We start from the raw sequence: 22746 nt of genomic DNA on the forward strand, positions 1-22746 counted from the left end.
GCATGGTCAAGGTCAGGCAGCGGCCGCCAGTGCCGCGTCCAGCCGCTGCCAGGCCGGCGGCTGGTCCGGTGGCAGGCCAAGTCGCAGGCTCGGCGCGCAGCCGCCGGCGGCATCGAAATAGCGGGTCCAGACGCCGTGCTGCGCCAGCGCGTGGTGCAGCCGCGCCGCGTCGCGATGCGGAACCCAGCAGAACAAGGGATGCATCACCGGCGGCAGGCCGTGGCGGTCCAGCAGCGCGGCCAGTCGCGCCCCGCGCGCTTGCAGCCGGGCGCGGGCGGCCTGCTGCCACGCCCGGTCGGCCAGCGCGCGGCGTGCCACCTCGCGCGCGGGGCCGGCGACGGTCCAGTGGCCCAGGCGCGCGCGCAGCGCGTCGAGCAGCGCGGGCTGTGCCAGCACGAAGCCGCAGCGGATGCCGGCCAGCCCGTAGAACTTGCCGATCGAGCGCAGCACCACCAGCCCGTGGCTGCCGCTATGCGCGGCGACGGAAGCGCCGGGCAGGCAATCGATAAAGGCTTCGTCGACCAGCAGCGTGCCGCCGCGCGCGGCCAGCGCGGCATGCCAGCGCAGCAGCGTGGCAGCGGGCAGGACGCGCGCGGTCGGGTTGTTCGGGTTGACGACGACCAGATGATCGAGCGCGTCCGGCAGATCAGGCCGCGTGAAGCCCGCTTCGTCCAGCAGCACCACGGTGTGCCCCGCGGCGGCGAACGCCGGCGCGTATTCGCTGTACCCCAGCGCGGCGATGCCGACCCGGCCCGGGCGCAGCAGCGCCGGCAGCGTGCGGATCGCGGCCTGCGAGCCGGCCACCGGCAGCGCATGGGGCGCGCCGCATGCCGCCGCGGCCAGTTCGGCCAGGCCGTCGTCGTCCTGCGGCAGCCGCTGCCATACCTGCGCCGGCAGCGCCGGCACCGCATAGCCGTCGGGGTTGATGCCGGTGGACAGGTCGAGCCAGTCGTCAGCCGGGCGGCCGTAGCGGCGCACCGCGGCGAGCAGGTCGCCGCCATGGCGGATCGGGGGCAAGGCGGTGCTCATGCCGGTGCGGAGCGCATCAAGGCGGCGAGCGCGCTGGCTGTCGCCAGTGCCAGCCATAGCCATAGCGTGCGTTCGACCAGCCGCAGGCAGGCCATCACATGCGCTGCTTGCGGCGCGGTGCCGGCGCCCAGCGGCGGGCGTTGCTCGATTTCACCGTGATAGCGCGCCGGGCCGCCAAGCAGCACGCCGACCGCGCCGGCGCCCGCGGCCATCACCGGGCCGGCATTGGGGCTCGACCACGCCGGCGCCTGCGTGCGCCAGCAGCGCAGCGCCTGTGCGGTGGCGCCGAGCAGCGCATACGACAGCGCGGTCAGCCGTGCCGGCACCAGGTTGAGCGCATCGTCGAGGCGCGCCGCGGCCCAGCCGAAATGCAATAGCCGCGGCGTGCGGTAGCCCCACATCGCATCGAGCGTATTGGCCAGGCGGAACACGATCACCGCCGGCGCGCCGCCGACCAGGAACCAGAACAGCGCCCCGAACACCGCGTCGTTGCCGTTTTCCAGCGTCGATTCGCAGGCGGCGCGGGCCAGCGCCTCGGCGTCGGCATCGGCGGTGTCGCGCGAGACGATGCGCGCGGTCAGCGCGCGCGCGGCGGGCAGGTCGGCCGCGCGCAGCGCGTCGGCGATCGGGGCGATATGCTGGTGCAGGCTGCGCGCGCCCAGCGCCGCGTACAGCGCCAGTGCATGCAGCGCCAGCGCGGCGAGCGGATGCCAGCGGGCCGCCGCGGCCACCAGCCACCATGCCAGCGCGGCCGGGGCGAGCACCAGCACGCACCAGCCGGCAAGCCCGGCAAGGCGCTGGCGCCATGGCGTACTACGTTGCGAGGGAGGGTTGAGGCGTCGTTCCAATGCGGCCGCGATGCGGCCGAAGCCCACCAGCGGATGCCAGCGGCGCGGCTCGCCCAGCCAGCGGTCCAGCAGTGCCCCGATCCATGCCGCTGCCACGCATGCCGGCCAGGCCAGCATCAGCATGCGGGATCGGGCCCCTTTACCGCAACCGGGATACCCGCCACCAGCAGCCGCACGCAGTCGGCGGCGGCGGCCAGCTTCTGGTTCAGGCGACCCAGTTCATCGACATAGAAGCGGGTGATGGCGCCCATCGGGATCACGCCGAAGCCGATCTCGTTGGAGACCAGGATCACGTGGCCCGGCAGCGTCGGCAGCGCGTTGAGCAGCGCCTCGATTTCTTCGGTGAATGCCGCCGGTGGCGTGATCACGCCATGCTCGGGATAGCTGCGGCCGTTGGGGAAAAGCAGGTTGTTGATCCACAGCGTCATGCAATCGACCAGGATGCAGCCGTCGTGGCGCGCGTTGGCATAGAGCGCATCGGCCAGGTGCACCGGCTCTTCCACCAGGCGCCAGTCGGCGGGACGGCGGGCGCGGTGCAGCGCGATGCGGACCTCCAGTTCCTGGTCGGCGTGGGCCGGGTCCTGGTGCGCGGTGGCGATGTAGGTGACCGGCCCGCCGGTGACGGTGGCGTGGTCGGTGGCGAGCTGTTCGGCAAAGTGGCTCTTGCCGGAACGTGCGCCGCCCAGCACCAGGGTGAGCTGGCGGCCGCCGGTCCCGCTGGCGGCAGCGCGCGGCTGGGCGGCAGGGGCGGTGGCAGGTGCGATGGCCGGGGTTTCCATCCGCGTATTGTAGCCGCCGCATCCAGGCATGGCACGGCCCGCGTGCGCGCCGGTGCGATAATCCGCCGATGCAACCCGACTCTCCGCAATCCCCACCGCCGGGTGCCCTGCGCGGCACCCTGATGGTCCAGGGCACCACCTCCGATGCCGGCAAGAGCACCATCGTCGCCGGCCTGTGCCGGGTGCTGGCCCGCGCCGGCACGCGCGTGGTGCCGTTCAAGCCGCAGAACATGGCGCTCAACAGCGCCGTCACCGCCGACGGCGGCGAGATCGGCCGGGCCCAGGCGCTGCAGGCGCAGGCCGCGCGGCTGGCGCCGCATACCGACATGAACCCGGTGCTGCTCAAGCCCAGCAGCGACACCGGCGCCCAGGTCATCATTCACGGCCGCGCGCGGCTGGACCTCGATGCGCGCGCCTACCACGACTACAAGCCGCAGGCGATGCAGGCGGTGCTGGCCTCGCACGCGCGCCTGGCGCAGGCCTACGAGGTGGTGCTGGTGGAGGGCGCCGGCAGCCCGGCCGAGGTCAACCTGCGCGAGCGCGACATCGCCAACATGGGGTTTGCCGAGCAGGTCGACTGCCCGGTGGTGCTGGTCGCGGACATCGACCGCGGCGGCGTGTTCGCGCACCTGGTGGGCACGCTCGACTGCCTGTCCGCGAGCGAGCGCGCGCGCGTGACCGGCTTCATCATCAACCGCTTCCGCGGCGATCTCGGGCTGCTGGAGCCGGGCCTGGACTGGCTGGTGGCGCGTACCGGCAAGCCGGTGTTTGGCGTGCTGCCGTACCTGCACGGCCTGCACCTGGACGCCGAGGACGCCATCATCGGCGCGCAGGCTGAGGGGGGGCAGGCGGCGCAGCGGCTGCGCGTGATCGTGCCGGTGCTGCCGCGCATCGCCAACCATACCGACTTCGACGCGCTGCGCGCGCACCCGCAAGTCGACCTGCAGTTTGTCGGCCCGGGCCGGCCGATGCCGCCGGCCGACCTGGTGGTGCTGCCCGGCAGCAAGAACGTGCGCGGCGACCTCGACTTCCTGCGGGCCCAGGGCTGGGACGCGGCGCTGGCGCGACACCTGCGCTACGGCGGCAAGCTGATCGGCATCTGCGGCGGCATGCAGATGCTGGGGCAGCAGGTGCACGATCCCGATGGCCGCGAGGGCCCCGCCGGCAGCAGCGCGGGCCTGGGCTGGCTCGATTACGAAACCACGCTGGCCGCCGACAAGCAACTGCGCCAGGTGCACGGACGGCTGGCGCCGGACCCGGCCGGGGCACCGGTGCGCGGCTACGAGATCCACCTCGGCGTCACCACTGGCAAGGGCCTGGAGCAGCCCGCCGTATGGCTTGACCGCGGCGACGGCACCATGCGGCCGGACGGCGCGCGCTCGGCCGACGGGCAGGTGCTGGCCACCTATGTCCACGGCCTGTTCGACGATCCCGCGGCCTGCCAGGCGCTGCTGCGCTGGGCCGGACTGGACCAGGCCCAGGCGGTGGACCTGGACGCGCTGCGCGAAGCGTCGATCGAGCGCCTGGCCGACACCATGGCGGCGCACCTGGACCTGGCGGCACTGCTGGCGCCGTTGCAGCGCTGACGTTGCCGCACTGACGTCCCCGGCTGCAACATCAGTGCCAAAGGGCCCTGCTAGAATTGCGAATCCTTCGCATTCGCACCGCGGCGCGGTATGGCTTTGGCGCCATATTCCGCGCCTTGCAGCGTCCGCTCAACGTACTTCACCCCCGTCATGGTCACCGGCCGCCTGCGCGTCGTCCTCGTCAAGCTGCATCGCTATATCGGTCTGAGTCTCGGCCTGCTGTTCGTCCTGTTGGGACTGACCGGCATGACCATCGCCTGGCGCGATGAGCTCGACGCCTGGCTCAATCCCGACCTGCTGGTGGCGTCCGCGCCGATGACTGCGCCGGTGACCCCGGACACGGTCCAGGCCGTGACCGAGCGGCTGGCGGCGCCGCCCTACGGCAAGCCCAACCTGCTGATGCTGCCGACCCATGCCGACGGCGTCTTTATCGCCTGGTATCCGGTCAAGGGGCCCGGCGGCGTGGTGGCGGGGCGCTCGCGCCAGGTGATGGTCGATCCGGCCACGCTGGCGGTGAAGGGCGAGCGCGTCTGGGGCGAGGCGGGCCTGTCGCGCCGGCTGCTGCTGCCCACGCTGTTCCACCTGCACCGCTACCTGCTGTCGGGCGATACCGGCAAGACCATCACCGGCGTGGCCGGCATGCTGCTGTTGCTGACCACGCTGGTCGGGGTGGCGGCGTGGTGGCCCAAGATGAAGCTGCGCTCGGTGGTGCAGGCGTTCCGCATCACGCATGGCGGTTCATGGTCGCGCTTCAACTATTCGCTGCACCGCGCCGGCGGCATCCTGGTCGCGCCGGTGCTGGCCGTCATCGCGTTTTCCGGCTGGTACCTGAACCTGCCCAAGTGGGTGACGCCGATCGTGGCGGGCGTGATGACGGTGACGCCACCGGCCAAGCATGTCTCGACAACGGCGCCGGCGGGCGCGCGGCCGCTGGAGGCGGGCGAGATCATGGCCGCGGCGCAGGCGCAGTTCCCGCAGGCGCAGGTGACCCGCATCGGCTTCCCGCGCAAGCCCGGCGATGCCTTCGAGATCCGGCTGTGCCAGCCCGGCGAGGTGCGCCAGCACACCGGCGCGACGCGGCTCTGGCTCGATGCCTGGACCGGCGCGCCCCTGGGCGTGCGAGATCCGCATCAGGCGCCAGCCGGCGACACGCTGCTGAACTGGCAGTTTCCGCTGCATACCGGCGAAGCCTTCGGCCTGCCGGGACGGATCTTCATCACGCTGTTCGGGCTGGCGCCGCTGGCGTTCGCCGTGACCGGCACGCTGATCTGGTGGAAACGGCGGCGCGGCCACCAGCGCCATGTGGTGAAGAGCGCGCAGCGCGCCGGCATGCGCCGGGCATGAAAAAAGGCAGGCCGCCGGGCCTGCCTTTTTCTTTGGCGGACGCGGACGCGCCGCTCAGATTTCCAGGTTGTCGATCAACCGGGTCGCGCCCAGTTTGGCCGCGGTCAGGATCACCAGCGGCTCGCCGGCGAGGAATTCCTCGCGCGTCGGCGCTTGCAGGTCGACGCGCTTGCGGATCGACACATAGTCCGGCTTCCAGCCACGCTGTTCCAGCGACGCGCGGGCGCTGGCCTCCACCGCCAGCAGGTCGGCCGAGGCGCGGTCGCTGCCCAGCACCGTGTCGCGCACGTCGTGCAGGGTGCGGTACAGCACCGGTGCCTCGGCGCGCTCGTCCGGGCTCAGGTAGCGGTTGCGCGACGACAGCGCCAGGCCGTCTTCGGCGCGCACGGTCTCGGCGGGAATGATGTCGATCGGCAGCGCGAACTGCTGCACCATGCGGCGCACGATCATCAGCTGCTGGTAGTCTTTCTTGCCAAACACCGCCACGCGCGGCTGCGCGCACGAGAACAGCTTCATCACCACCGTGCACACGCCCTTGAAGAAGCCGGGGCGGAACTCGCCTTCCAGGATGTCGCCCAGGTCGTGCGGCGGCTCGACGCGGTATTCCTGGGGCTCGGGGTACATGTCGCGCTCGGAAGGCGCGAACAGCACGTAGACGCCTTCGCTCTGAAGTTTCTCGATGTCGTCCTGCAGCGTGCGCGGGTACTTGTCGAAATCCTCGTTCGGGCCGAACTGCAGGCGGTTGACGAAGATGGATGCCACCACCGGATCGCCGTGCTGGCGCGCCAGGCGCATCAGCGACAGGTGGCCTTCGTGCAGGTTGCCCATGGTGGGGACAAACGCGGCGCGATTCTGGCCGCGCAACTGGTCCCGCAGCTCTTGGATGGAGGAAATGACTTTCATCTGCCTTGGTGTGCTGGTCGTGTAGGGGTGACCCGGGCGCCGGTCCGCGGCGGGGGGCGGCTGCCGTGCCGGTCTGGGCCGGCTGTCGGCGGATTGTAGATCAACTGGGGTGGGGCTGGCCTCGGCGGTTCGGACGGGTCAGCTGGGGCTGTACGCCAATCGCACATAAATTGGCGCGAACGGCTCGGCCTGGGTGATCTCCACCAGCGATTCGCGCGACAGCTCCAGCATGGCGATGAAGTTCACCACCACCACCGGCACGCCCTTGCCGGAGCGCACCGCGTCCTCGAACAGCTCCGAGAACTCCATGAAGCGCGCATGCTGCAGCCGGCGCAGGATCTGGCTCATATGCTCGCGCACGGACAGCTCCTCGCGCGAGATCTTGTGGTGCTGGTTGAGCTTGGCGCGCTTGAGCACGTCGGCCCAGGCCGCCTGCAGGTCGACGGTTTCCACGTCGGGAAAGCGCGGCGCCAGGCTCTGCTCGATATAGACCTGCGAGCGCAGGAAGTCGCGGCCCAGCTGCGGCACCGTATCCAGGCGCTGCGCGGCCAGCTTCATCTGCTCGTACTCCAGCAGGCGGCGTACCAGCTCGGCGCGCGGGTCCTCGGCTTCCTCGTCGCTGTCGGCCTTCTTGACCGGCAGCAGCATGCGCGACTTGATCTCGATCAGCATCGCCGCCATCAGCAGGTATTCCGCCGCCAGCTCCAGGTTGGTCTTGCGAATCTGCTCGATGTACGACAGGTACTGCCGCGTCACCTGCGACATCGGGATGTCGAGGACGTTGAAGTTCTGCTTGCGGATCAGGTACAGCAGCAGGTCCAGCGGGCCTTCGAAGGCTTCGAGGAAGATCTCGAGCGCGTCCGGCGGGATGTAGAGGTCCTGCGGCAGCTTGAACAGCGGCTCGCCGTACAGGCGCGCGAACGCCATCCCGTCGACCATGTCGGCGGGGCCGGCCGGGCCGGCGGCGGCAGCGGGCGCCACGGCGGGCAGCTCCACGGGCAGCGGCAGCTTGTCCTGGTCGGCTGCGCTCATGGTGCGTTCGGCTCGGGCTCGGGGGCGGCGGGGATCAGTTGTCCTGCGAGTAGACGTAGGGCTTCTGCGCCACGCGCGAAGCCTGGGCGCGGGCGCGCTCTTCGAGGTCGATCGGTGCCTTGTCCCACAGCAGGGCGCGGCCGTCGCGCTGCTCGGCCTCCAGCGTCGGGCGCTCTTGCTTGAGCTGCTTCAGGAACTGGGTGATATCGGATTCGTAGAGGGCCATGTTCAACCGGGATGCACCCGTGCGGGCGCCAGATAGGTACAGTGGGCCATGATTTTACAGTATCGGCCCCCCGGGATGCACGCCAGACCGTCGCCCGGGGGCCGCGAGAGCACCGCAACGCGTGGGAAAGTTCCGGGCGCGCGGCCGGGTGTGGTCAAATACCGACTTTGTATGTGTGGACAATAGGGCGATGCCGCAAGACACCGCTAACACCGCTGACTCGGCTGGCCGTGCCGCCAGGCGCCTTGTCGCGCGCGCACCGGGCGTACTCGGGGCGCTGGTGCTGGCACTTGCCGCAGGTGCGGTCCAGGCCGCCTACAAGGTCGAGGTCGAAGCGCCCAAGCCGATCCGCGAGATGCTCGAGGAGCACCTCGACCTGGCCCGTTACAAGGACCGCACCGACCTGTCGCAGGACCAGTTCGACTACATGGTCGAGACCGTCGGCGAGCAGGTGCGGGCCTTCGCCTCCACCGAAGGCTATTTCGATCCGACCACCACTACCCGCGTCGAGGGCGAAGGGGACAAGCGCGTGGTCCATGTGATGGTCGACCCCGGCGCGCGCACGCTGATCCGCAACGTCGACCTGCAGGTGACCGGCCCGGCCGCGACCCAGTCGCCCGAACAGGTGGCGGAGATGAAGGCCAAATGGGGCCTGCCCGCGGGCGAGCCGTTCCGCCAGAACGACTGGGACAAGGCCAAGGAAGACGCGCTGGTGACGCTGCAGAGCCACACCTACTACGGCGCGCGGCTGGCCGCGTCGCAGGCGCGGGTCGAGCCGGACGAACTGCGCGCGGACCTGTCGGCGCATTACGTCAGCGGCCCGGCCTACCGTTTGGGCGCGCTCAAGGTCACGGGCACGCGCCGCTACCCGGAACAGATCATCGTCAACGTCAACCCGCTCAACGAAGGCGAGCCGTACCGGGTGGAGCGGCTGCTGGAGCTGCAGCGCGCGATCCAGAACCAGCCGTATTTCTCGAACGTGCAGGTCGACCTGGAGCCGCCGCCGGATGCCGAGCAGGCGCCCGACGGCGTGGTCACCGCGCCGGTATCGGTGCGCGTGCGCGAATATCCGGTGCACCGGCTCAACAGCGGTGTCGGCTTTACCACCGATACCGGGGCGCAGGTCGAAGGGCGCTACTCCTACTACAATCTGTTCAACCGCGCCTGGACCTTCGATTCGCAGGCGCGCATCGAGCAGAAGCGTTCCTACCTGTTCGCCGAGGCGGCGATGCCGCCGTCGCGCGGTGCCTACCGCAACAGCGTCTACAGCAGCTACGAGCGCACCATCGACATCGAGAACACCGACACCACCAGCCTGCGCGCGGGCCTGAAGCGCTCGCGCTCGCGCGAGAAGTACGACGTCACCACGTCGCTCGACTTCTACTATGACAAGCTGCTGCCCGAGGGCCAGGCCGCCCAGATCAGCAAGGCGCTGGTGCCGGCCTTCGCCTGGACCCGGCGCGATGTCGACAACCCGGTGTTCCCGCGCCGCGGCAACGTGATCAACACCCAGATCGGCGTGGCCGCCAAGAACGTGCTCAGCGACGCCACCTTCCTGCGGCTGTACGGCCGGATCCGCCAGTACGTGCCGGTCGGCAAGCGCGACCTGGTGGTGGCGCGGCTGGAGCTGGGTGCCAACGTCACCGGCGACAGTGCCAGCCAGATCCCGGCGACGCTGCGCTTCCGCGCCGGCGGCACCGATTCGATCCGTGGCTACACCTACCAGTCGATCGGCACGCCCAGCGGCGCCAGCGTGCTGCCGGCCAAGTACCTGGCCACCGGCAGCCTGGAGTACCAGTACTGGTTCAAGCCGGACTGGGGCGTGGCCGTGTTCTGGGATGCCGGCACCGCCGCCAACGACCTGCGTGGCGTGACCATCTACAACGGCGTGGGCATCGGCGTGCGCTGGCGCACGCCGGTAGGCCCGCTGCAGCTGGACGTGGGCTATGGCATCCAGGAGCAGCAGTTCCGGCCGCATATCTCGCTGGGGGTGGCGTTCTGATGAACGTGCACGACCTGCCTTCCGTGCCCGGCGGCGGCGATGCCGCGCCGCCGCCCGCCGGTCCGGCACCGCGCAAGCGCCGGCGGCTGTGGCGCGCGCTGGGCTGGCTGGCCGGCATCCTGCTGTTGCTGGTGGTGGTGCTGGCGGCCGCCGGCGTGGCGGCGCTGCGCACCGAAACCGGCACGCGCCACCTGTGGACGCTGGCCACGCGGCTGTCGGCCGGCATGCTCAGCGGCCAACTCGAAGGCGGCACCGTGGCGCACGGCCTGCGTTTGCGCGACGTGGTGTTCGCCAGCGGCCAGACGCGGGTCACGGTCGACCGCGTCGACGGCAGCTGGAACATGAGCTGGCAGCCGCGGCGGCTGCATGTGCAGTGGCTGCGCATCGGCAAGGCCGAAGTGCGGCTCGGGCCGTCGGAGCCCAGCACGGAACCGATGCAGAAGCCGGCTTCGCTCGAATTGCCGCTGGCCATCGATGTCGATACGCTGACGCTCGAGCGCCTGGTGCTGGTGCAGGGCCCGGCGCCCACGGCCGAGCCGATGGTGTTCGGCAACCTGGCCGGCGCGTTGCACAGCGACGGACAGCACCACCGTGTCAGCGTCGACAAGCTGGAAACGCCTTACGGCAAGCTCGCCGCCAACGCGCAGCTGGGCGCCGCCGCGCCGTTCGCGCTCAGCGCCGAAGCCTTGCTGGAAAGCAGCTGGCAGGACGAGGCCTTCGCCGTCAACGCCACCGCCAACGGCAATCTCGATGCCTTGCGCGCAGAGCTGCAGGCCAGCGGCGATCGCATCCACCTGCGTGCCGGTGCCGACCTGACGCCGTTCGGCAAGGTGCCGTTCACGCACCTGCTGGTTGATGGCGACCGCATCAACCCGCGCCTGTTCAGCCCGTCGGCGCCGCACGCCAACCTGACCGTGCATGCCGAGCTGCGGCCGGTGGACGGCGTGGCGGCCGGCAGCAATGCGGCCGGGGCGGCAGCGGCCTCGGCGCCTGCGGCGCCAGCGCCGCCCGCCTCCGCGCCATCGGCAGCATCGGCGGCCTCTGCCCCTGCGGCCGCGCCGGCGCCGGCGCCGCTGGCGGTTGCGGGCGAGATCGAGATCCGCAACCTGGAGGCGGGCCCGCTCGACCGGGAGCGGTTGCCGGTGCAGTCGGTGCGCGCGCGCGTGGAACTGAGCGAGGCGGCGCAGACGGTGTCGGACCTGCGCGTGGCGCTGGCGGGCAAGGCCGAGATCGCCGGCAGCGGCTCGCTGCGCGGCGGCCGCGGCGGCTTCGACCTGGACGTGCGCAGGCTGGACCCGGCGGCGCTGCACGGCTCGCTGACCAGCGCCAGCCTGTCGGGCCCGGTGGTGGTCCGCCTCGAGCCGGGCCGCCAGAGCGTGGCGCTGGACCTGTCCGGCGGCCAGCTCAAGCTGTTTGCCGACGCCAGCATGGACGCCGAGACCGTGACCCTGGCCGCGCTGCGCGCCGTGGTCGGCACCGGCCTGCTGACCGCCGAGGGCAAGCTGGGGCTGAAGGACAGGCAGCCGTACAGCTTCAAGGGCAAGCTGTCGGCGTTCGATCCGTCGCGCCTGGCCAAGGTGGCCGCGGGCCGGATCAATGCGGATTTCAGCGCGACCGGCGAGCTCGCGCCGCAACTCGGCGTGGCGCTGGACTTCGCCGTGCATGAAAGCGAATACGCGGGCCTGCCGATGACCGGCGGCGGCAAGCTGCGCCTGGCGGGCGAGCGGCTGCTGCCGAGCGAGGCCGCGCTCAGCATGGCCGGCAACCAGGCCAGCCTGCGCGGCAGCTTCGGCGCGCGCGGCGATGCGCTCAGGCTGGCGGTCGACGCGCCGCAGCTGGAGCGCCTGAAGTTCGGTGTGGCCGGCCAGCTCAAGCTCGACGCCACCATCACCGGCACCCTGAAGAAGCCCGAGGTGGTGGCCGACTACAACGCGCAAACGCTGGAAATGGGCCCGCACAAGTTGGCCAGCGCCAGCGGCCGCGCCGAGATCCGCGGCGGGCTCGACGGCCCGCTGTCGGTGCAGCTGGCGGCGCGCGGCTACCGCGGCCCGCACGCCACCCTCGCCACGCTCGACGCCACCCTCAACGGCACCCAGGCCAGCCACGCCTTCGACGTCAAGGCGGCCGGCAGCCTGAACCAGCGCCCGCTGCAGCTGGCGCTGGCGGGGCAGGGCGCGTGGCGCGGCCAGGACGGCTGGAACGGCACCATCCGCACGCTCGAAGAGCGCGGCACCGTCAACCTGCGCCTGGCTGCGCCGACACAGCTGCTGGTGGCCGACCAGCGCGTGCGCCTGGGCGCCACACGCCTGCTGCTGGACCGCGCCACGCTGGCGATCGACAGCCTCGACTGGGACCACGGCCGCATCCGCAGCGCCGGCAGCCTCGACGGCCTGCAGGTGGGGCGCGTGCTGGAGCTGATGGAAACCATCACCGGCGAGCGCCCGCCGGTGCGCTCCGACCTGGTCATCGACGGCCGCTGGAATCTGGCGCTGGCCGAGACCGCCGCCGGCTTTGCGGAACTGCGCCGGCGCAGCGGCGACCTTTCGGTCAACGCGGGCCGGGGCTTCACCACGCTCGGCCTGGGCGAGACCAGCCTGCGCGCCGACGCCGGCGGCAACCGCATCGCGCTGCGCGGCGGCATGGTGTCGGGCCGCATCGGCAAGGTGGTGGTCGATGCCTCTGCCGGGCTGGTGCAGGAGCAGGGGCTGCAGACCGTGGGCCCGGCCTCGACGCTGGGCGGCACCGTCACCGTCGACGTGCCGCGGCTCAAGTCGCTGGAAGCGCTGACCGGCCCGCAATACGCCTTCGACGGCCGCCTGGCCGCGGCGATGCGGCTGGCCGGCACGGTGGCGGCGCCGCTGCTGACCGGCACCATCAACGGCGACAACCTCGCGGTCACGCTGTACGACCAGGGGCTGCGCCTGACCGACGGCACCGTGCGCGTGGTGCTGGACCAGAACACGGTCGAGCTCAGGCAGGTGGAATTCCATGGCGGCGAGGGCAAGCTCACCGCCACCGGCAACGTCAAGCTGGGCGAGGCCGATCCCAACCTGACCGGCCGCATCGTCGCCGACAAGCTGCAGCTGTTCGCCAGCCCGGAACGCACCCTGGTGGTGTCGGGCGATGCCAGCATCGCCAACGAGAACAAGCAGGTGGTGATCCGCGGCAAGTTCCGCGTCGACCGCGGCCTGTTCGACCTGCCCAAGGCCGGCGCGCCGGTGCTGGGCGACGATGTCGTGGTGATCCGGCGCAAGGACCAGCGCGCGGTCAAGACCGCGGCCACGCCGGTGCCGGAAAGCAAGCCCGCCAGCCGCTTCAGCCCGGTGATCGACCTGACCGTCGACCTCGGCAACAACTTCCGCTTCCGCGGTGCCGGCGCCGACCTGCTGCTGGCCGGGCAGATGGGCGTGAAGAGCGAACCGCTGGCGCCGATGAAGGCCACCGGCACGGTGCGCGTCACCGACGGCACCTACGAGGCCTTCGGCCGCAAGCTGGACATCGAACGCGGCATCATCAATTTCAATGGGCCGATCGACAACCCGAACATGAACATCCGCGCCATGCGCCGCAACCAGGAGGTCGAGGCCGGCGTCGAGGTCACCGGCACGGTGCGGCTGCCGCGCGTGCGGCTGGTGTCGGAGCCCAATGTGCCCGACGAGGACAAGCTGTCGTGGCTGATGTTCGGCTACGGCGCCGAAAGCGCCGGCGCCGGCCAGCAGCGCCAGCTGAGCGGCTCGGCGCTGGGCGGCGCCGCGCTGGGGCTGATCGGCGGCAGGGCCGGCAAGGGCATCGTCTCGCATTTCGGCATCGACGAATTCTCGATCGGCCCCAGCACCGCGGGCCTGAACGACCAGCAGGTGGTCAGCATGGGCAAGGCCATCACCGACCGCATGTCGGTCGGCTACGAGCAGAGCCTGACCTCGGCCTCGAACGTGGTGAAGCTGACCTGGCAGTTCTCGCGGCGCTGGTCGCTGATTGCCAAGGGCGGTTCCATCAACGGTTTGTCGGTCTTGTTCAATCGCCGCTTCGACACCTGGGCCAACCTGTTCAGCGGGGCCCCGAATCGCGGCACCAGGAGGAGCCAGCAGGATGAAAGCCAGCCACTCGATCCCGAAAGCGCCGCACAGGCGGCCTCGGCCGTCATCGCCGAGCCGGTGCGCCGGTGAATTTGCTGTGACCGTTCGCCCTTCGACCTTTGCCGCGTCGCCGCGACGCCTTGCCGCCATGGGACTGATTGCCTCGATGCTTGCGCTGTTCGGCTGCGACCAGCAGAAGGTCGACGAAGCCATGAAGAAGGCGGGCGAGACAGCGCGCAACACCTGGAACGCGATCAAGCCCGACAGCGAGCTGTTCAAGGGCATCGTACCGGGCCAGTCGACCGAGGAAGAGCTGCGCCGCCAGGCCGGCAAGCCCGAGATCGTCTGGGAAGAGGCCGACGGCGGGCGCCGGCTGGAATACCCGCGCGGCCCCGAGGGCACCACCACGTGGATGGTCACCATCGGCGCCGACGGCAAGGTGGCGAAGATCGAGCAGGTGCTGTCGGCCGAGAATTTCGCGCGCGTGCGCGCTGGCATGAGCAAGGACGACATCCGCCGCCTGCTGGGCAAGCCCACCAGGGTGGAGGCATTCGCGCTGAAGAAGGAAGAGGTGTGGGGCTACCGCTGGATGGAAACCTCGACCGACAAGGCCTTCTTCAACGTGCATTTCAACAGCGACGGCAGCGTCACCACCACCTCGCGCAGCGACGATCCGTCGCGCATGCAGGGCGGCTGACGCAGTTGGCCGGGCCCGGCGGCCCGCGCCTGCCTGCCGTCGGCCTTCAGTAAAGCTTTACTGCAGCAGGTGGCAGGCGGCCTGGTGCGCCGGCATGGCAGCGCCGGCGGCCGGGTCGAGCCGCCGCATCGGCGGCACCTCCGTCGCGCACGCCGGCAGCGCGCGCGGGCAGCGCGGATGGAACTTGCACCCCGGCGGCGGGTGCAGCGCCGAGCCGATATCGCCCAGGATCAGGCCTTCGGCGGGCTGGTGGTCCGGATCGGGCCGCGGCGCCGAGCCCAGCAGCGCCTGGGTATAGGGATGGCGCGGCGCGCCGAAGACCGCGGCGCTGGGCCCGCTTTCCGCCATATTGCCCAGGTACATCACGCCCACCGCCGAGCTGAAATGCTCCACCAGCGCCAGGTCATGGGCGATCACCACGTAGGCCAGCCCGAAGCTGCGCTGGATCTCCACCAGCAGGTTGACGATCTGCGCGCGGATCGACACATCCAGCGCCGAGGTCGGCTCGTCCAGCACCAGCAGCCGCGGTTGCAGCGCCAGCGCGCGCGCCACCGCGATGCGCTGGCGCTGGCCGCCGCTGAACTCGTGCGGGTACAGGTCGAGCGCGCCGGGCGGCAGGCCGACGATCTCCAGCAGCTCCAGCAGCCGGGCCCGCAGCGCGGCGCGGTTGCCGCCCTGGCCGTGCGCCAGCAGCGGCTCGGCCAACAGCATGCTGACCTTCAGGCGCGGATTGAGCGACGACGACGGGTCCTGGAACACCGCCTGCACCTGGCGCCGGTAGGCCAGCACGCCCTTGCGGTCCAGCGCCAGCACGTCCCGGCCATCGAAGCGGATGGCGCCGGCGCTGGGGCGCTCGAGCAGCAGCAGCTGGCGCGCGATGGTGGTCTTGCCGCAGCCGGACTCGCCCACCAGCGCGAAGGTCTGGCCGGCATCGACGGCAAAGCTGACGCCGTCGACGGCACGCACGGTGCCACCGCCGCGCGCGGGGAAATGCTTCTTCAGGTCTTGCACTTCAAGCAGCATGGCGCCTCCTGGCTTGCGCGGTCTCAGCCGGCCGAGGCCAGCCAGCAGCTGACCTTGTGGCCGGACTCCAGTTCGATCTCGGGGGGATAGGCGTCGTCGCACAGCGGCTTGCGGTGCGGACAGCGCGCCGCGAAGCGGCAGCCGTGCGGCGGGTCGACCAGGCTGGGCGGGCTGCCGGCGATCGCGTACAGCCGCTCGCGCCGGTCGCCGAAGCGGGGAATCGCCTGCAGCAGCGCCTGGGTATAGGGATGGGCGGGGCGCTGGTAAAGCGTGCGCACGTCGCCGGTCTCGACGATGCGCCCGGCGTACATCACCGCGACCCGGTGGCAGATGCTGGCCGCCACGCCCAGGTCGTGCGTGATCAGGATGATGCCGACGCCGGTCTGCGCCTGGATGCGGCGGAACAGCGCCATGATCTGCACCTGGATGGTCACGTCGAGCGCCGAGGTGGGCTCGTCGGCGACCAGCAGCCGCGGCGCGCTGGCGATGGCCATGCCGGTCACCACGCGCTGGCGCATGCCGCCGCTGAACTGGTGCGGATAGTCGTCCAGCCGGGTCTCGGGCGAGGGGATGCGTACGCTTTCCAGCACCTGCACCACCTGGCGCCGACGCGCCTCGCGGCTGTTGGCGCGGCCGTGGTAGTGCAGCGGCGCGCCGACCTGGTCGCCGACCGTGAACACCGGGTTGAGCGAGGTCAGCGGATCCTGCGAGATCATGGCGATCTTGCGGCCGCGGTACTGCGTGCTCAGGGTCTTTTCCGGCAGCTGCAGCAGGTCCACGCCATCGAGCAGCACCTTGCCGCCCAGGCGCACGCCGCCCTGGCGCGGCAGCAGGCGCAGGATCGACAGGATGGTCATGGACTTGCCCGAGCCGGACTCGCCCACCACGCCCAGGGTCTCGCCCTGGTTCACCTGCAGGTCGACGCCGTCGACCGCGCGCACCAGGCCGCGGCGCAGTTCGAGGTGGGTGGTCAGGCCCTGCACCGACAGCATCGGCGCGCCATGCGGAGACGTGTCCGGGGCGGCCGTTGGCAACGGGCGTTGGGTCACATGCGGGTCCGGGCCGGTCATAGCTGCCTCCGTTTCGGGTCGAAGTGGTCGCGCAGCCAGTCGCCGAGCAGGTTCGACGCCAGGCACGTGGCCATGATCGCCAGGCCGGGCATGGTGATGGCCCACCACGCGTTGGTGATGTAGTTGCGCGCATCGGCCAGCATCAGTCCCCAGGACACGTCGGGCTGCTGGATGCCTAGGCCCAGAAAGCTCAGCGAGGCTTCGAAGATGATCACCTGCCCGACCTGCAGCGTGGCCAGCACCAGCAGGGTGTTGAGCAGGTTGGGCAGCAGGTGGCGGCGGAAGATGGTGAGCGTGCCGCAGCCCGCCACGCGCGCCAGCGCCACGTAGTCGCGCTGCTTTAGCGACATCACCTCGCCTCGCACGATGCGCGCGTACCAGGTCCAGTAGGTGACCACGATCACCAGCACCACGGTCTCGAAGCCCGGCCCCAGCACCGCCGCCAGCACCAGCGCCAGCGCCAGTGCCGGGATCGACATCTGGATGTCGACCAGCCGCATGATCAGCGCGTCCAGGCGCCCGCCGAAGTAGCCGGCCAGCATGCCCGCGGCGGTGCCGATGCCGCCCGAGATCAGGATGGCGTACAGCGCGACCACCAGCGAGATGCGGGTGCCGGCCATGATGCGCGTGAGCAGGTCGCGGCCCATGTTGTCGGTGCCGAGCGGATAGGCCCAGCTGCCGCCGGCCAGCCACGCCGGCGGCTGGAACGCGAGCCCGAGATCGAGGCCGTTGGGATCGTGCGGCAGCAGCGCCTCGCCGCCGATGGCGCAGGCCAGCAGCAGCGGCAGCACCGCCAGCGCAAACCACGGCAGGCCGCGCAGGTTGCGCCGCGGGCGCTGGCGCACCGGCGCCGCGCTGGCGCCGGCGGGAGGGATGGCAATCTCAGGCATGGCGGATCCTCGGGTCGATCAGGCCGTAGCTCAGGTCGACCAGCAGGTTGGACAGCACGAACAGCACGGAGGTGAGCATCACGCCCGCCTGCACCACGGGAAAATCGCGCGCGAACACGGCTTCGACCACGGTGCGGCCGACGCCGGGCCAGGCGAAGATGACCTCGACCACGAAGGCGCCGCCCAGCATCGCCGCGAAGTAGACGCCGAGGATCGTCACCAGCGGAATCGCCGCGTTGCGCAGCGCGTACTTCCAGATCAGCACGCGCTCGGGCAGGCCCATGGCGCGGCCCATGCGGATGTAGTCGCTGTCGAGCACGTCGAGCATGGCCGAGCGCACCATGCGGGTCTGCGCCGCCACCGGATACCAGCCCAGCGCGATCGCGGGCAGCACCAGGCTGTTCCACGACTCGCGCCCGAAGGCCGGCAGCCAGTTCAGCTGCACCGCGAACAACAGGATCAGCAGCAGGCCGACCCAGAAGTTGGGCATGGCCTGGCCCGCCATGGCGAAGACCTTGGCAAAGCGGTCGAACCACGAGCCGCGGTAGACCGCCGACAGCACGCCGAACGGCACCGCCATCGCGATCGAGAACGCCAGCGCCGCCAGCGCCAGCTCCACCGTGGCCGGTAGCCGCTCCAGGATCAGGCCAAGCGCCGGCTCCTGCCAGCGATAAGAGTTGCCGAAGTCGCCGGTGACGGCGTTGCGCAGGAACACCAGGTACTGCGCCACCAGCGGCCGGTCCAGGCCGAGGTGCTGGCGGGTCTGTTCGATGACCTCGGGTGGCGCGTCGGCCGGCAGCAGCAAGGCGAGCGGATCGCCGGACAGGCGCGAGATCAGGAAGATGATCACGCTCGCGCCAAGGATGCTGATCAGGCCGTGCAGCAGGCGTTTGGCTATGGGCATGGCGGGCTCCGTCGGGGAGTCATCGGCGGGGATGCCGCGCCGGCGCGCAGGGATGGATGCGGCCGGCGCGGCGGCGGCTCAGCGCGGCTTCCAGCTGACTTCCTGGAACGAGCGCCAGTAGTCGCGGATCGGCCAGGGCACGTAGTCGATCTTGTTGTCGCGCCAGGCGAAGGTCACCAGCGGGCGGTAGGTGGGCAGGCCGCCCAGCACGCGCTCCTGCTTGAGGCGGGCGATCTGCTGCAGCAGCGCGGTGCGCGCGGCGGGGTCCATGGTCTGGCGCTGTTTTTCCAGCAGCGCGTCGACCTCGGGGTCGCTGGTGTACGAGTAGGTGCCCCAGCCGCCGCCGGCCTGGTAGCTGTGCAGGTGGCCCGACCACGCCAGGCCGGGATCGCCGGGCAGGCCCTGCGACCACATCCAGCTCAGCACGCCGTCCATCTCGGGCGGACCGGAACGGCCGCGCTTGCCCAGGCTGATCCACGCGCCGTACTCCAGGTTGCGCACCTGGCAGCGGATGCCGACCGCGCTCAGGTAGGCGTACATGGCTTCGCCCACTTCCTTCACGCCCGGCTCGCGCGGCGTGGTGAGGTTGTAGCAGGGGGTGTCGAAGCCATTGGGATAGCCGGCCTGCCTGAGCAGCTCGCGGGCGCGCTTCTGGTCGAAGGCATAGGGCTTGAGCGCGGCGTCGTAGCCGTTGGACGCCTTGCCCACCTGCGCATAGCGCTCGCCCTGGCCGAACAGCACGCGCTTGATGATGGCGTCGACATCGATGGCATGCGCGGCGGCCTGGCGCACGCGCACGTCGTTGAACGGCGACTTCGGCATCTGCGTGTTGAAGTTCAGGAACAGATTGTTGCCGCTGACCAGCGTGACGGTCTTCACGCCCGGCATCTTCCTGAATTCCTCCACCATCGACGGCGGCACGTTGTCGATGAAATCCACCTTGCCGGTCTTGAACGCCGCCACCCGGGTCAGGTCCTCGGGAATCACCTTGATCGTCAGCTCCTTGATGCCGGGGCGCTTGTCCTTGTTCCAGTAGCCGTCGAAGGCTTCCAGCTTGAGTTCGTCCTTGACCGTGCGCGAGACGAACTTCCATGGACCGGTGCCCACCGGCTTGCGGGCGAACTCTTCCTCGCCGACCTTCTGGATGTACTTCTTGGGCATGGCCCACAGCTGCATGTTGCCGACGATGAATTGCGCGTCGGGCTGCTTGAAATGCAGCTTGAAGCGGTGCGCATCGACGATCTCGAAGCGCTCGACCGACGACACATAGTGCGAGAAGAAGCTGCTCTTGGGATCGCGCTGGCGCTGCCACGAGAACTCCAGGTCCTCGGAGGTCAGCGGGTCGCCGTTGTGGAAGCGCACGCCCTTGCGCAACTGCACGTCGAGCACCGGCTTGCCGTCCTTGCCGGGGTCGAGCTTCCAGCTTTCCGCCAGCCAGTTCTCGTCCTTGAGCGCGGCGTTGCGGCGCACCAGCATCTCGAAGATCTGGCCGACAAAATAATGGTCGACGCCGGCCGAGATCTTGACCGGGTCGAGCGTGGTCGACTCCGCGCCGAAGGCGACGGTAAGGCTGCCGGTGGCGGGCGCGGGCGCGGCATGCGCGAGCGGCACGATGGCCGCGGCGGCGAGGCCGGCCAGCAGCCGGTGGCGGGTGGCGTCAGACAGTGTCTTCACTTGCATGGTGCTCCTCCGGTTGCGCCGTCTCGTGGCGGCGCTGTGGGTGTGAACAACGGGCGCGCTCAGCGCGGGAAGCTGCTCTCGAGCTGGCGCACCACCTCGAGCAGGCGCGGCCGCACTTCCTGCAGCAGGAACGACGGCGACAGCCGGAACGACGGTCCGCCCACGTTGAGCGCCATGGGCGGCATGCCCTGGCCGGGCTCGAAACCGCGCGCGATGCCGTTGACATCGGCCTGCCATTCGCCCATCGAGCAGGTCACGCCGAGCTCGCGGTGATCGGCCAGCGCCTGTTCGATGCCGCGGCGCAGCCGTGGCCAGGCCATGTCGTCGACATCGCGCACCTGCTCCATGAAGGCTTGCCGCTCGGCGTCGGCCACTACCGCCAGCCAGGCGCGGCCGATCGCCGAGGTCGCCACCGGAATGCGCGAGCCGGTATCGAGCGTCAGCGCAATCGCCGCGCTGCTGCGGCAATGTTCGACATAGATCATCGAGAAGCGGTCGCGCGTGCCCAGCGACACCGTGCCGCCGGAGAAATCCGCCAGTTCCTGCATCAGCGGGCGCGCCACCTTGCGGATATCCAGCCGCGACAGCATGGCGCTGCCCAGCCGCAGGCAGGCCGTGCCGAGGCTGTACTGCTGGCTGCCTTCGACGCGCGCCAGGTAGCCCAGCCGGGTCAGGGTCGAGGTCAGGCGCGAGACCGTGGACTTGGGCAACTGGCAGCGCCGCGCGATTTCCTGGTTGCCCAGTGCGCGGTCGCTGGTGCGGAAGCACGCCAGCACCTCGAGCCCGCGCGCCAGCGCGGTGACGAAATGGCGGTCTTCCCTGGTGTTGCCGGTGGATCGATCGTGCATGGCCGATGGCTCCATGGTTGCGCCGGGGCGGTACTGCCGGCCGGGCTTGCGCCGCCCGGGCTGCGCTCAGCCGCCGGCCTCGGTGTCCAGCAGCGTCTGCAGTTCCACCTTGCGCACCTTGCCGGTGGCGGTCAGCGGAAACTCGGGCAGGATGCGGATTTCGGGCACCTTGTAGACCGCCATCTGCTCGCGGCACCAGGCGTGCAATGCGTCGGCGCTGGTGCCGTCGGCATGCTCGGGGCGCAGGCGGATAAAGGCCACCGGCACCTGGCCCTTGTCGGGGTCCGGGCGGCCCACCACGGCCGAGCCCAGCACCGCCGGGTGGCGCGACAGCAGCACCTCCAGCTCGGACGGGAACACGCTCATGCCGCGCACTTTCAGCATCTCCTTGCGCCGGCCCAGGAAATGCAGGTAGCCGGCCTCGTCATACGCGCCGATATCGCCGGTGCGGAACCAGCCGTCGCGGAACACCTCGGCGTCGACGTCGGGACGGCCCCAGTAGCCCTTGAACAGCGACGGCGTGCTGACCACGATCTCGCCTTCCTCGCCGACCGGCAGCACCGCGCCGGTGTCGAAATCGCAGATCTTGATGCGCGTGCCCGGCACCGGCAGGCCGACGAAGACCGGGCGGCCGCGCAGGTCCATGTCGTCGTCCTGCATGCCGGTGGTGAAGGTGTCGCTGGTATGGGTCTCGGTCATGCCCCATGCACCTTCGGCAATGATGCTGCCGGTCAGCGCGTGCCAGCGCTGGCGGATGTCGGGCGTGATCTTGCGGATGAACGAGGCCGCGCGCGTATGCTGCAGCGAGCTCAGGTCGTAGCGGCCGCACTCGGGATGGTTCATCAGCTCGACCGCGTTGTCGACCACGACGAAGGTGCGGTTGACGCGGTAGCGCTCGATCGCGGCCATCACCGCGACCGGGTCCCAGCGCGCCAGCAGCACTACGGTCGCGCCGCTGAAGATCGGGTAGATCAGGCCGAGGTTCTCGCCCGCGATCCAGAACATCGGCAGGAAGTTCAGCATCACGTCGTCCGAGCCGTCGGCCAGGCGCGCCGCGTCGACGCCGCCGGTCAGCGCGTACGAGGCCGCCGCGGTGTACAGCATGTCGCGCTGCGTATGCATGCAGCCCTTGGGCAGGCCGGTGGTGCCGCCGGTGTAGTTCAGCGCGGCCAGCGCGTCCAGGTCGACCGGCGGCAGCGCCACCGGCGCGGTCTCGCGCAGCGCCTGCAGCAGGTCGATGGCGCCATCGACGGCCAGCGCGGGCGCATCCAGCCCGGCCGGCAGCGGCAGCTCGGGCTGCGCCGGCAGCATGGCGCCGGCGCTGGTGGTGTAGACCGCCCGCAGCGCGGTCTGCGCGCGCACTGACATAAGCAGCGGCGCCAGCTGGTCCTGCACGATGATGGTGGTGGCGCCGGCATCGTTCAGTTCGTACACCAGCTCCTGTTCCTTGAAGAGCGGGTTGACCGGCACGTACACCGCGCCCAGCTTCAGGATGGCGTAGAACACCACGTGGAACTGCGGGCAGTTGCCCATCATCACCGCGACGCGGTCGCCCGCGCGGACGCCGCGGCCCCTGAGCAGCGCGGCGCAGCGCTCGGACAGGTCGTCGAGCTCGGCATAGGTGACGGTGGTGCCGTACCAGACCAGCGCGGCATGGTGCGGGCGCTTGCGCGCCCACGCGCGCAGGTAGTCGCCCAGCGGGACCTCGCCATGGGGGTAGACCGGTGCATCGGGCAGGCCGGCGGGCCAGATCTTGCGATGCCGGGCTTCCAGGTCCGCGAAGAACGCCTGTTCGTCCATCTGCTGTCT

At 70.6% G+C, this 22746-nt stretch carries 18 protein-coding genes; 5 read left to right on the top strand and 13 right to left on the bottom strand.

Features of this window, described 5'->3' with window-relative positions; genetic code table 11:
- Positions 1-12 precede the first annotated feature (12 nt).
- The 3 genes from cobD to cobU are packed head-to-tail and all read right to left on the bottom strand — an operon-like array spanning position 13 to position 2686.
- Positions 13-1029: a threonine-phosphate decarboxylase CobD gene (cobD, locus tag MKD38_RS07405; protein ID WP_252675463.1), complete on the bottom strand. Its 1017-nt coding sequence runs from the start codon at positions 1027-1029 to the stop codon at positions 13-15.
- Entirely contained in the window at positions 1026-2000 is a 975-nt protein-coding gene (gene cbiB, locus MKD38_RS07410) for an adenosylcobinamide-phosphate synthase CbiB (protein ID WP_252675464.1), read from the bottom strand. Before cbiB ends, cobD begins: the two co-directional genes overlap by 4 nt.
- Entirely contained in the window at positions 1994-2686 is a 693-nt protein-coding gene (gene cobU / locus MKD38_RS07415; protein WP_252675465.1) for a bifunctional adenosylcobinamide kinase/adenosylcobinamide-phosphate guanylyltransferase, read from the bottom strand. Before cobU ends, cbiB begins: the two co-directional genes overlap by 7 nt.
- A 38-nt stretch (positions 2687-2724) precedes the next feature.
- On the opposite strand from cobU, the gene MKD38_RS07420 reads away from it, so the two are divergent.
- Together MKD38_RS07420 and MKD38_RS07425 are read left to right on the top strand one after the other, a co-directional pair.
- Complete coding sequence (locus MKD38_RS07420; protein ID WP_252675466.1) at positions 2725-4242, top strand: cobyric acid synthase; 1518 nt, start codon at positions 2725-2727, stop codon at positions 4240-4242.
- A 150-nt stretch (positions 4243-4392) separates the two neighbouring features.
- The gene (locus MKD38_RS07425; RefSeq protein WP_252675467.1) at positions 4393-5586 is read left to right on the top strand and encodes a PepSY-associated TM helix domain-containing protein; all 1194 of its coding nucleotides are present in this window, start codon (positions 4393-4395) and stop codon (positions 5584-5586) included.
- Between the two features lie 54 nt (positions 5587-5640).
- Here MKD38_RS07425 and panC read toward each other — a convergent pair whose 3' ends face one another.
- The 3 genes from panC to MKD38_RS07440 all read right to left on the bottom strand — a co-directional run bounded on the left by panC (position 5641) and on the right by MKD38_RS07440 (position 7747).
- Positions 5641-6489: a pantoate--beta-alanine ligase gene (gene panC, locus MKD38_RS07430; RefSeq protein WP_252675468.1), complete on the bottom strand. Its 849-nt coding sequence runs from the start codon at positions 6487-6489 to the stop codon at positions 5641-5643.
- Positions 6490-6627: 138 nt separating this feature from the next.
- Positions 6628-7521 carry a segregation and condensation protein A gene (locus tag MKD38_RS07435; RefSeq protein ID WP_115704430.1) on the bottom strand — a complete coding sequence of 298 codons (894 nt, stop codon included), beginning with the start codon at positions 7519-7521 and terminating at the stop codon, positions 6628-6630.
- Between the two features lie 34 nt (positions 7522-7555).
- Positions 7556-7747 carry a DUF3460 family protein gene (locus MKD38_RS07440; RefSeq protein WP_018008060.1) on the bottom strand — a complete coding sequence of 64 codons (192 nt, stop codon included), beginning with the start codon at positions 7745-7747 and terminating at the stop codon, positions 7556-7558.
- A 190-nt stretch (positions 7748-7937) separates the two neighbouring features.
- On the opposite strand from MKD38_RS07440, the gene MKD38_RS07445 reads away from it, so the two are divergent.
- Genes MKD38_RS07445 through bamE form a run of 3 tightly spaced genes read left to right on the top strand, consistent with a single transcriptional unit; the run spans position 7938 to position 14522 of the window.
- Positions 7938-9749 (top strand): autotransporter assembly complex protein TamA, encoded by a 1812-nt coding sequence (locus MKD38_RS07445; protein WP_252675469.1) that lies wholly within the window; start codon positions 7938-7940, stop codon positions 9747-9749.
- On the top strand, positions 9749-13915 hold the full coding sequence (locus tag MKD38_RS07450; RefSeq protein ID WP_252675470.1) for a translocation/assembly module TamB domain-containing protein: 4167 nt from the start codon (positions 9749-9751) through the stop codon (positions 13913-13915). Before MKD38_RS07445 ends, MKD38_RS07450 begins: the two co-directional genes overlap by 1 nt.
- Positions 13916-13973: 58 nt before the next feature.
- Entirely contained in the window at positions 13974-14522 is a 549-nt protein-coding gene (bamE, locus tag MKD38_RS07455; protein ID WP_252675952.1) for an outer membrane protein assembly factor BamE domain-containing protein, read from the top strand.
- Positions 14523-14579: 57 nt separating this feature from the next.
- Here the strand turns inward: bamE and MKD38_RS07460 are convergent, their stop codons facing one another.
- From MKD38_RS07460 to MKD38_RS07490, 7 genes are all read right to left on the bottom strand, one after another.
- The gene (locus tag MKD38_RS07460) at positions 14580-15545 is read right to left on the bottom strand and encodes an ABC transporter ATP-binding protein (RefSeq protein WP_252675471.1); all 966 of its coding nucleotides are present in this window, start codon (positions 15543-15545) and stop codon (positions 14580-14582) included.
- 23 nt (positions 15546-15568) lie between these two features.
- Positions 15569-16615, bottom strand: a complete 1047-nt coding sequence (locus MKD38_RS07465) for an ABC transporter ATP-binding protein (protein WP_252675472.1) — start codon at positions 16613-16615, stop codon at positions 15569-15571.
- Positions 16612-17505 carry an ABC transporter permease gene (locus MKD38_RS07470; RefSeq protein ID WP_252675473.1) on the bottom strand — a complete coding sequence of 298 codons (894 nt, stop codon included), beginning with the start codon at positions 17503-17505 and terminating at the stop codon, positions 16612-16614. Before MKD38_RS07470 ends, MKD38_RS07465 begins: the two co-directional genes overlap by 4 nt.
- Positions 17498-18409: an ABC transporter permease gene (locus MKD38_RS07475; protein ID WP_252675474.1), complete on the bottom strand. Its 912-nt coding sequence runs from the start codon at positions 18407-18409 to the stop codon at positions 17498-17500. The genes MKD38_RS07470 and MKD38_RS07475 overlap by 8 nt, the downstream gene beginning before the upstream one ends.
- Before the next feature lie 78 nt (positions 18410-18487).
- Positions 18488-20089 (bottom strand): ABC transporter substrate-binding protein, encoded by a 1602-nt coding sequence (locus MKD38_RS07480; protein WP_252675475.1) that lies wholly within the window; start codon positions 20087-20089, stop codon positions 18488-18490.
- A gap of 59 nt (positions 20090-20148) precedes the next feature.
- Complete coding sequence (locus MKD38_RS07485; RefSeq protein ID WP_252675476.1) at positions 20149-20937, bottom strand: IclR family transcriptional regulator; 789 nt, start codon at positions 20935-20937, stop codon at positions 20149-20151.
- A gap of 66 nt (positions 20938-21003) precedes the next feature.
- A complete protein-coding gene (locus MKD38_RS07490) occupies positions 21004-22737 on the bottom strand; it encodes an AMP-binding protein (protein ID WP_252675477.1) in 1734 nt (577 codons plus the stop codon).
- Positions 22738-22746: the final 9 nt, after the last annotated feature.

This window comes from Cupriavidus sp. WGlv3 (assembly GCF_023952475.1).
Lineage (GTDB): Bacteria > Pseudomonadota > Gammaproteobacteria > Burkholderiales > Burkholderiaceae > Cupriavidus > Cupriavidus phytorum.

Excerpts from the sequence above, each read along its gene's own strand:
- cobD (WP_252675463.1), bottom strand. The coding sequence starts at position 1,029 with ATGAGCACCGCCTTGCCCCCGATCCGCCATGGCGGCGACCTGCTCGCC.
- cbiB (WP_252675464.1), bottom strand. The coding sequence starts at position 2,000 with ATGCTGATGCTGGCCTGGCCGGCATGCGTGGCAGCGGCATGGATCGGG.
- cobU (WP_252675465.1), bottom strand. The coding sequence starts at position 2,686 with ATGCCTGGATGCGGCGGCTACAATACGCGGATGGAAACCCCGGCCATC.
- MKD38_RS07420 (WP_252675466.1), top strand. The coding sequence starts at position 2,725 with ATGCAACCCGACTCTCCGCAATCCCCACCGCCGGGTGCCCTGCGCGGC.
- MKD38_RS07425 (WP_252675467.1), top strand. The coding sequence starts at position 4,393 with ATGGTCACCGGCCGCCTGCGCGTCGTCCTCGTCAAGCTGCATCGCTAT.
- panC (WP_252675468.1), bottom strand. The coding sequence starts at position 6,489 with ATGAAAGTCATTTCCTCCATCCAAGAGCTGCGGGACCAGTTGCGCGGC.
- MKD38_RS07435 (WP_115704430.1), bottom strand. The coding sequence starts at position 7,521 with ATGAGCGCAGCCGACCAGGACAAGCTGCCGCTGCCCGTGGAGCTGCCC.
- MKD38_RS07440 (WP_018008060.1), bottom strand. The coding sequence starts at position 7,747 with ATGGCCCTCTACGAATCCGATATCACCCAGTTCCTGAAGCAGCTCAAG.
- MKD38_RS07445 (WP_252675469.1), top strand. The coding sequence starts at position 7,938 with ATGCCGCAAGACACCGCTAACACCGCTGACTCGGCTGGCCGTGCCGCC.
- MKD38_RS07450 (WP_252675470.1), top strand. The coding sequence starts at position 9,749 with ATGAACGTGCACGACCTGCCTTCCGTGCCCGGCGGCGGCGATGCCGCG.
- bamE (WP_252675952.1), top strand. The coding sequence starts at position 13,974 with ATGGGACTGATTGCCTCGATGCTTGCGCTGTTCGGCTGCGACCAGCAG.
- MKD38_RS07460 (WP_252675471.1), bottom strand. The coding sequence starts at position 15,545 with ATGCTGCTTGAAGTGCAAGACCTGAAGAAGCATTTCCCCGCGCGCGGC.
- MKD38_RS07465 (WP_252675472.1), bottom strand. The coding sequence starts at position 16,615 with ATGACCGGCCCGGACCCGCATGTGACCCAACGCCCGTTGCCAACGGCC.
- MKD38_RS07470 (WP_252675473.1), bottom strand. The coding sequence starts at position 17,505 with ATGCCTGAGATTGCCATCCCTCCCGCCGGCGCCAGCGCGGCGCCGGTG.
- MKD38_RS07475 (WP_252675474.1), bottom strand. The coding sequence starts at position 18,409 with ATGCCCATAGCCAAACGCCTGCTGCACGGCCTGATCAGCATCCTTGGC.
- MKD38_RS07480 (WP_252675475.1), bottom strand. The coding sequence starts at position 20,089 with ATGCAAGTGAAGACACTGTCTGACGCCACCCGCCACCGGCTGCTGGCC.
- MKD38_RS07485 (WP_252675476.1), bottom strand. The coding sequence starts at position 20,937 with ATGCACGATCGATCCACCGGCAACACCAGGGAAGACCGCCATTTCGTC.
- MKD38_RS07490 (WP_252675477.1), bottom strand. The coding sequence starts at position 22,737 with ATGGACGAACAGGCGTTCTTCGCGGACCTGGAAGCCCGGCATCGCAAG.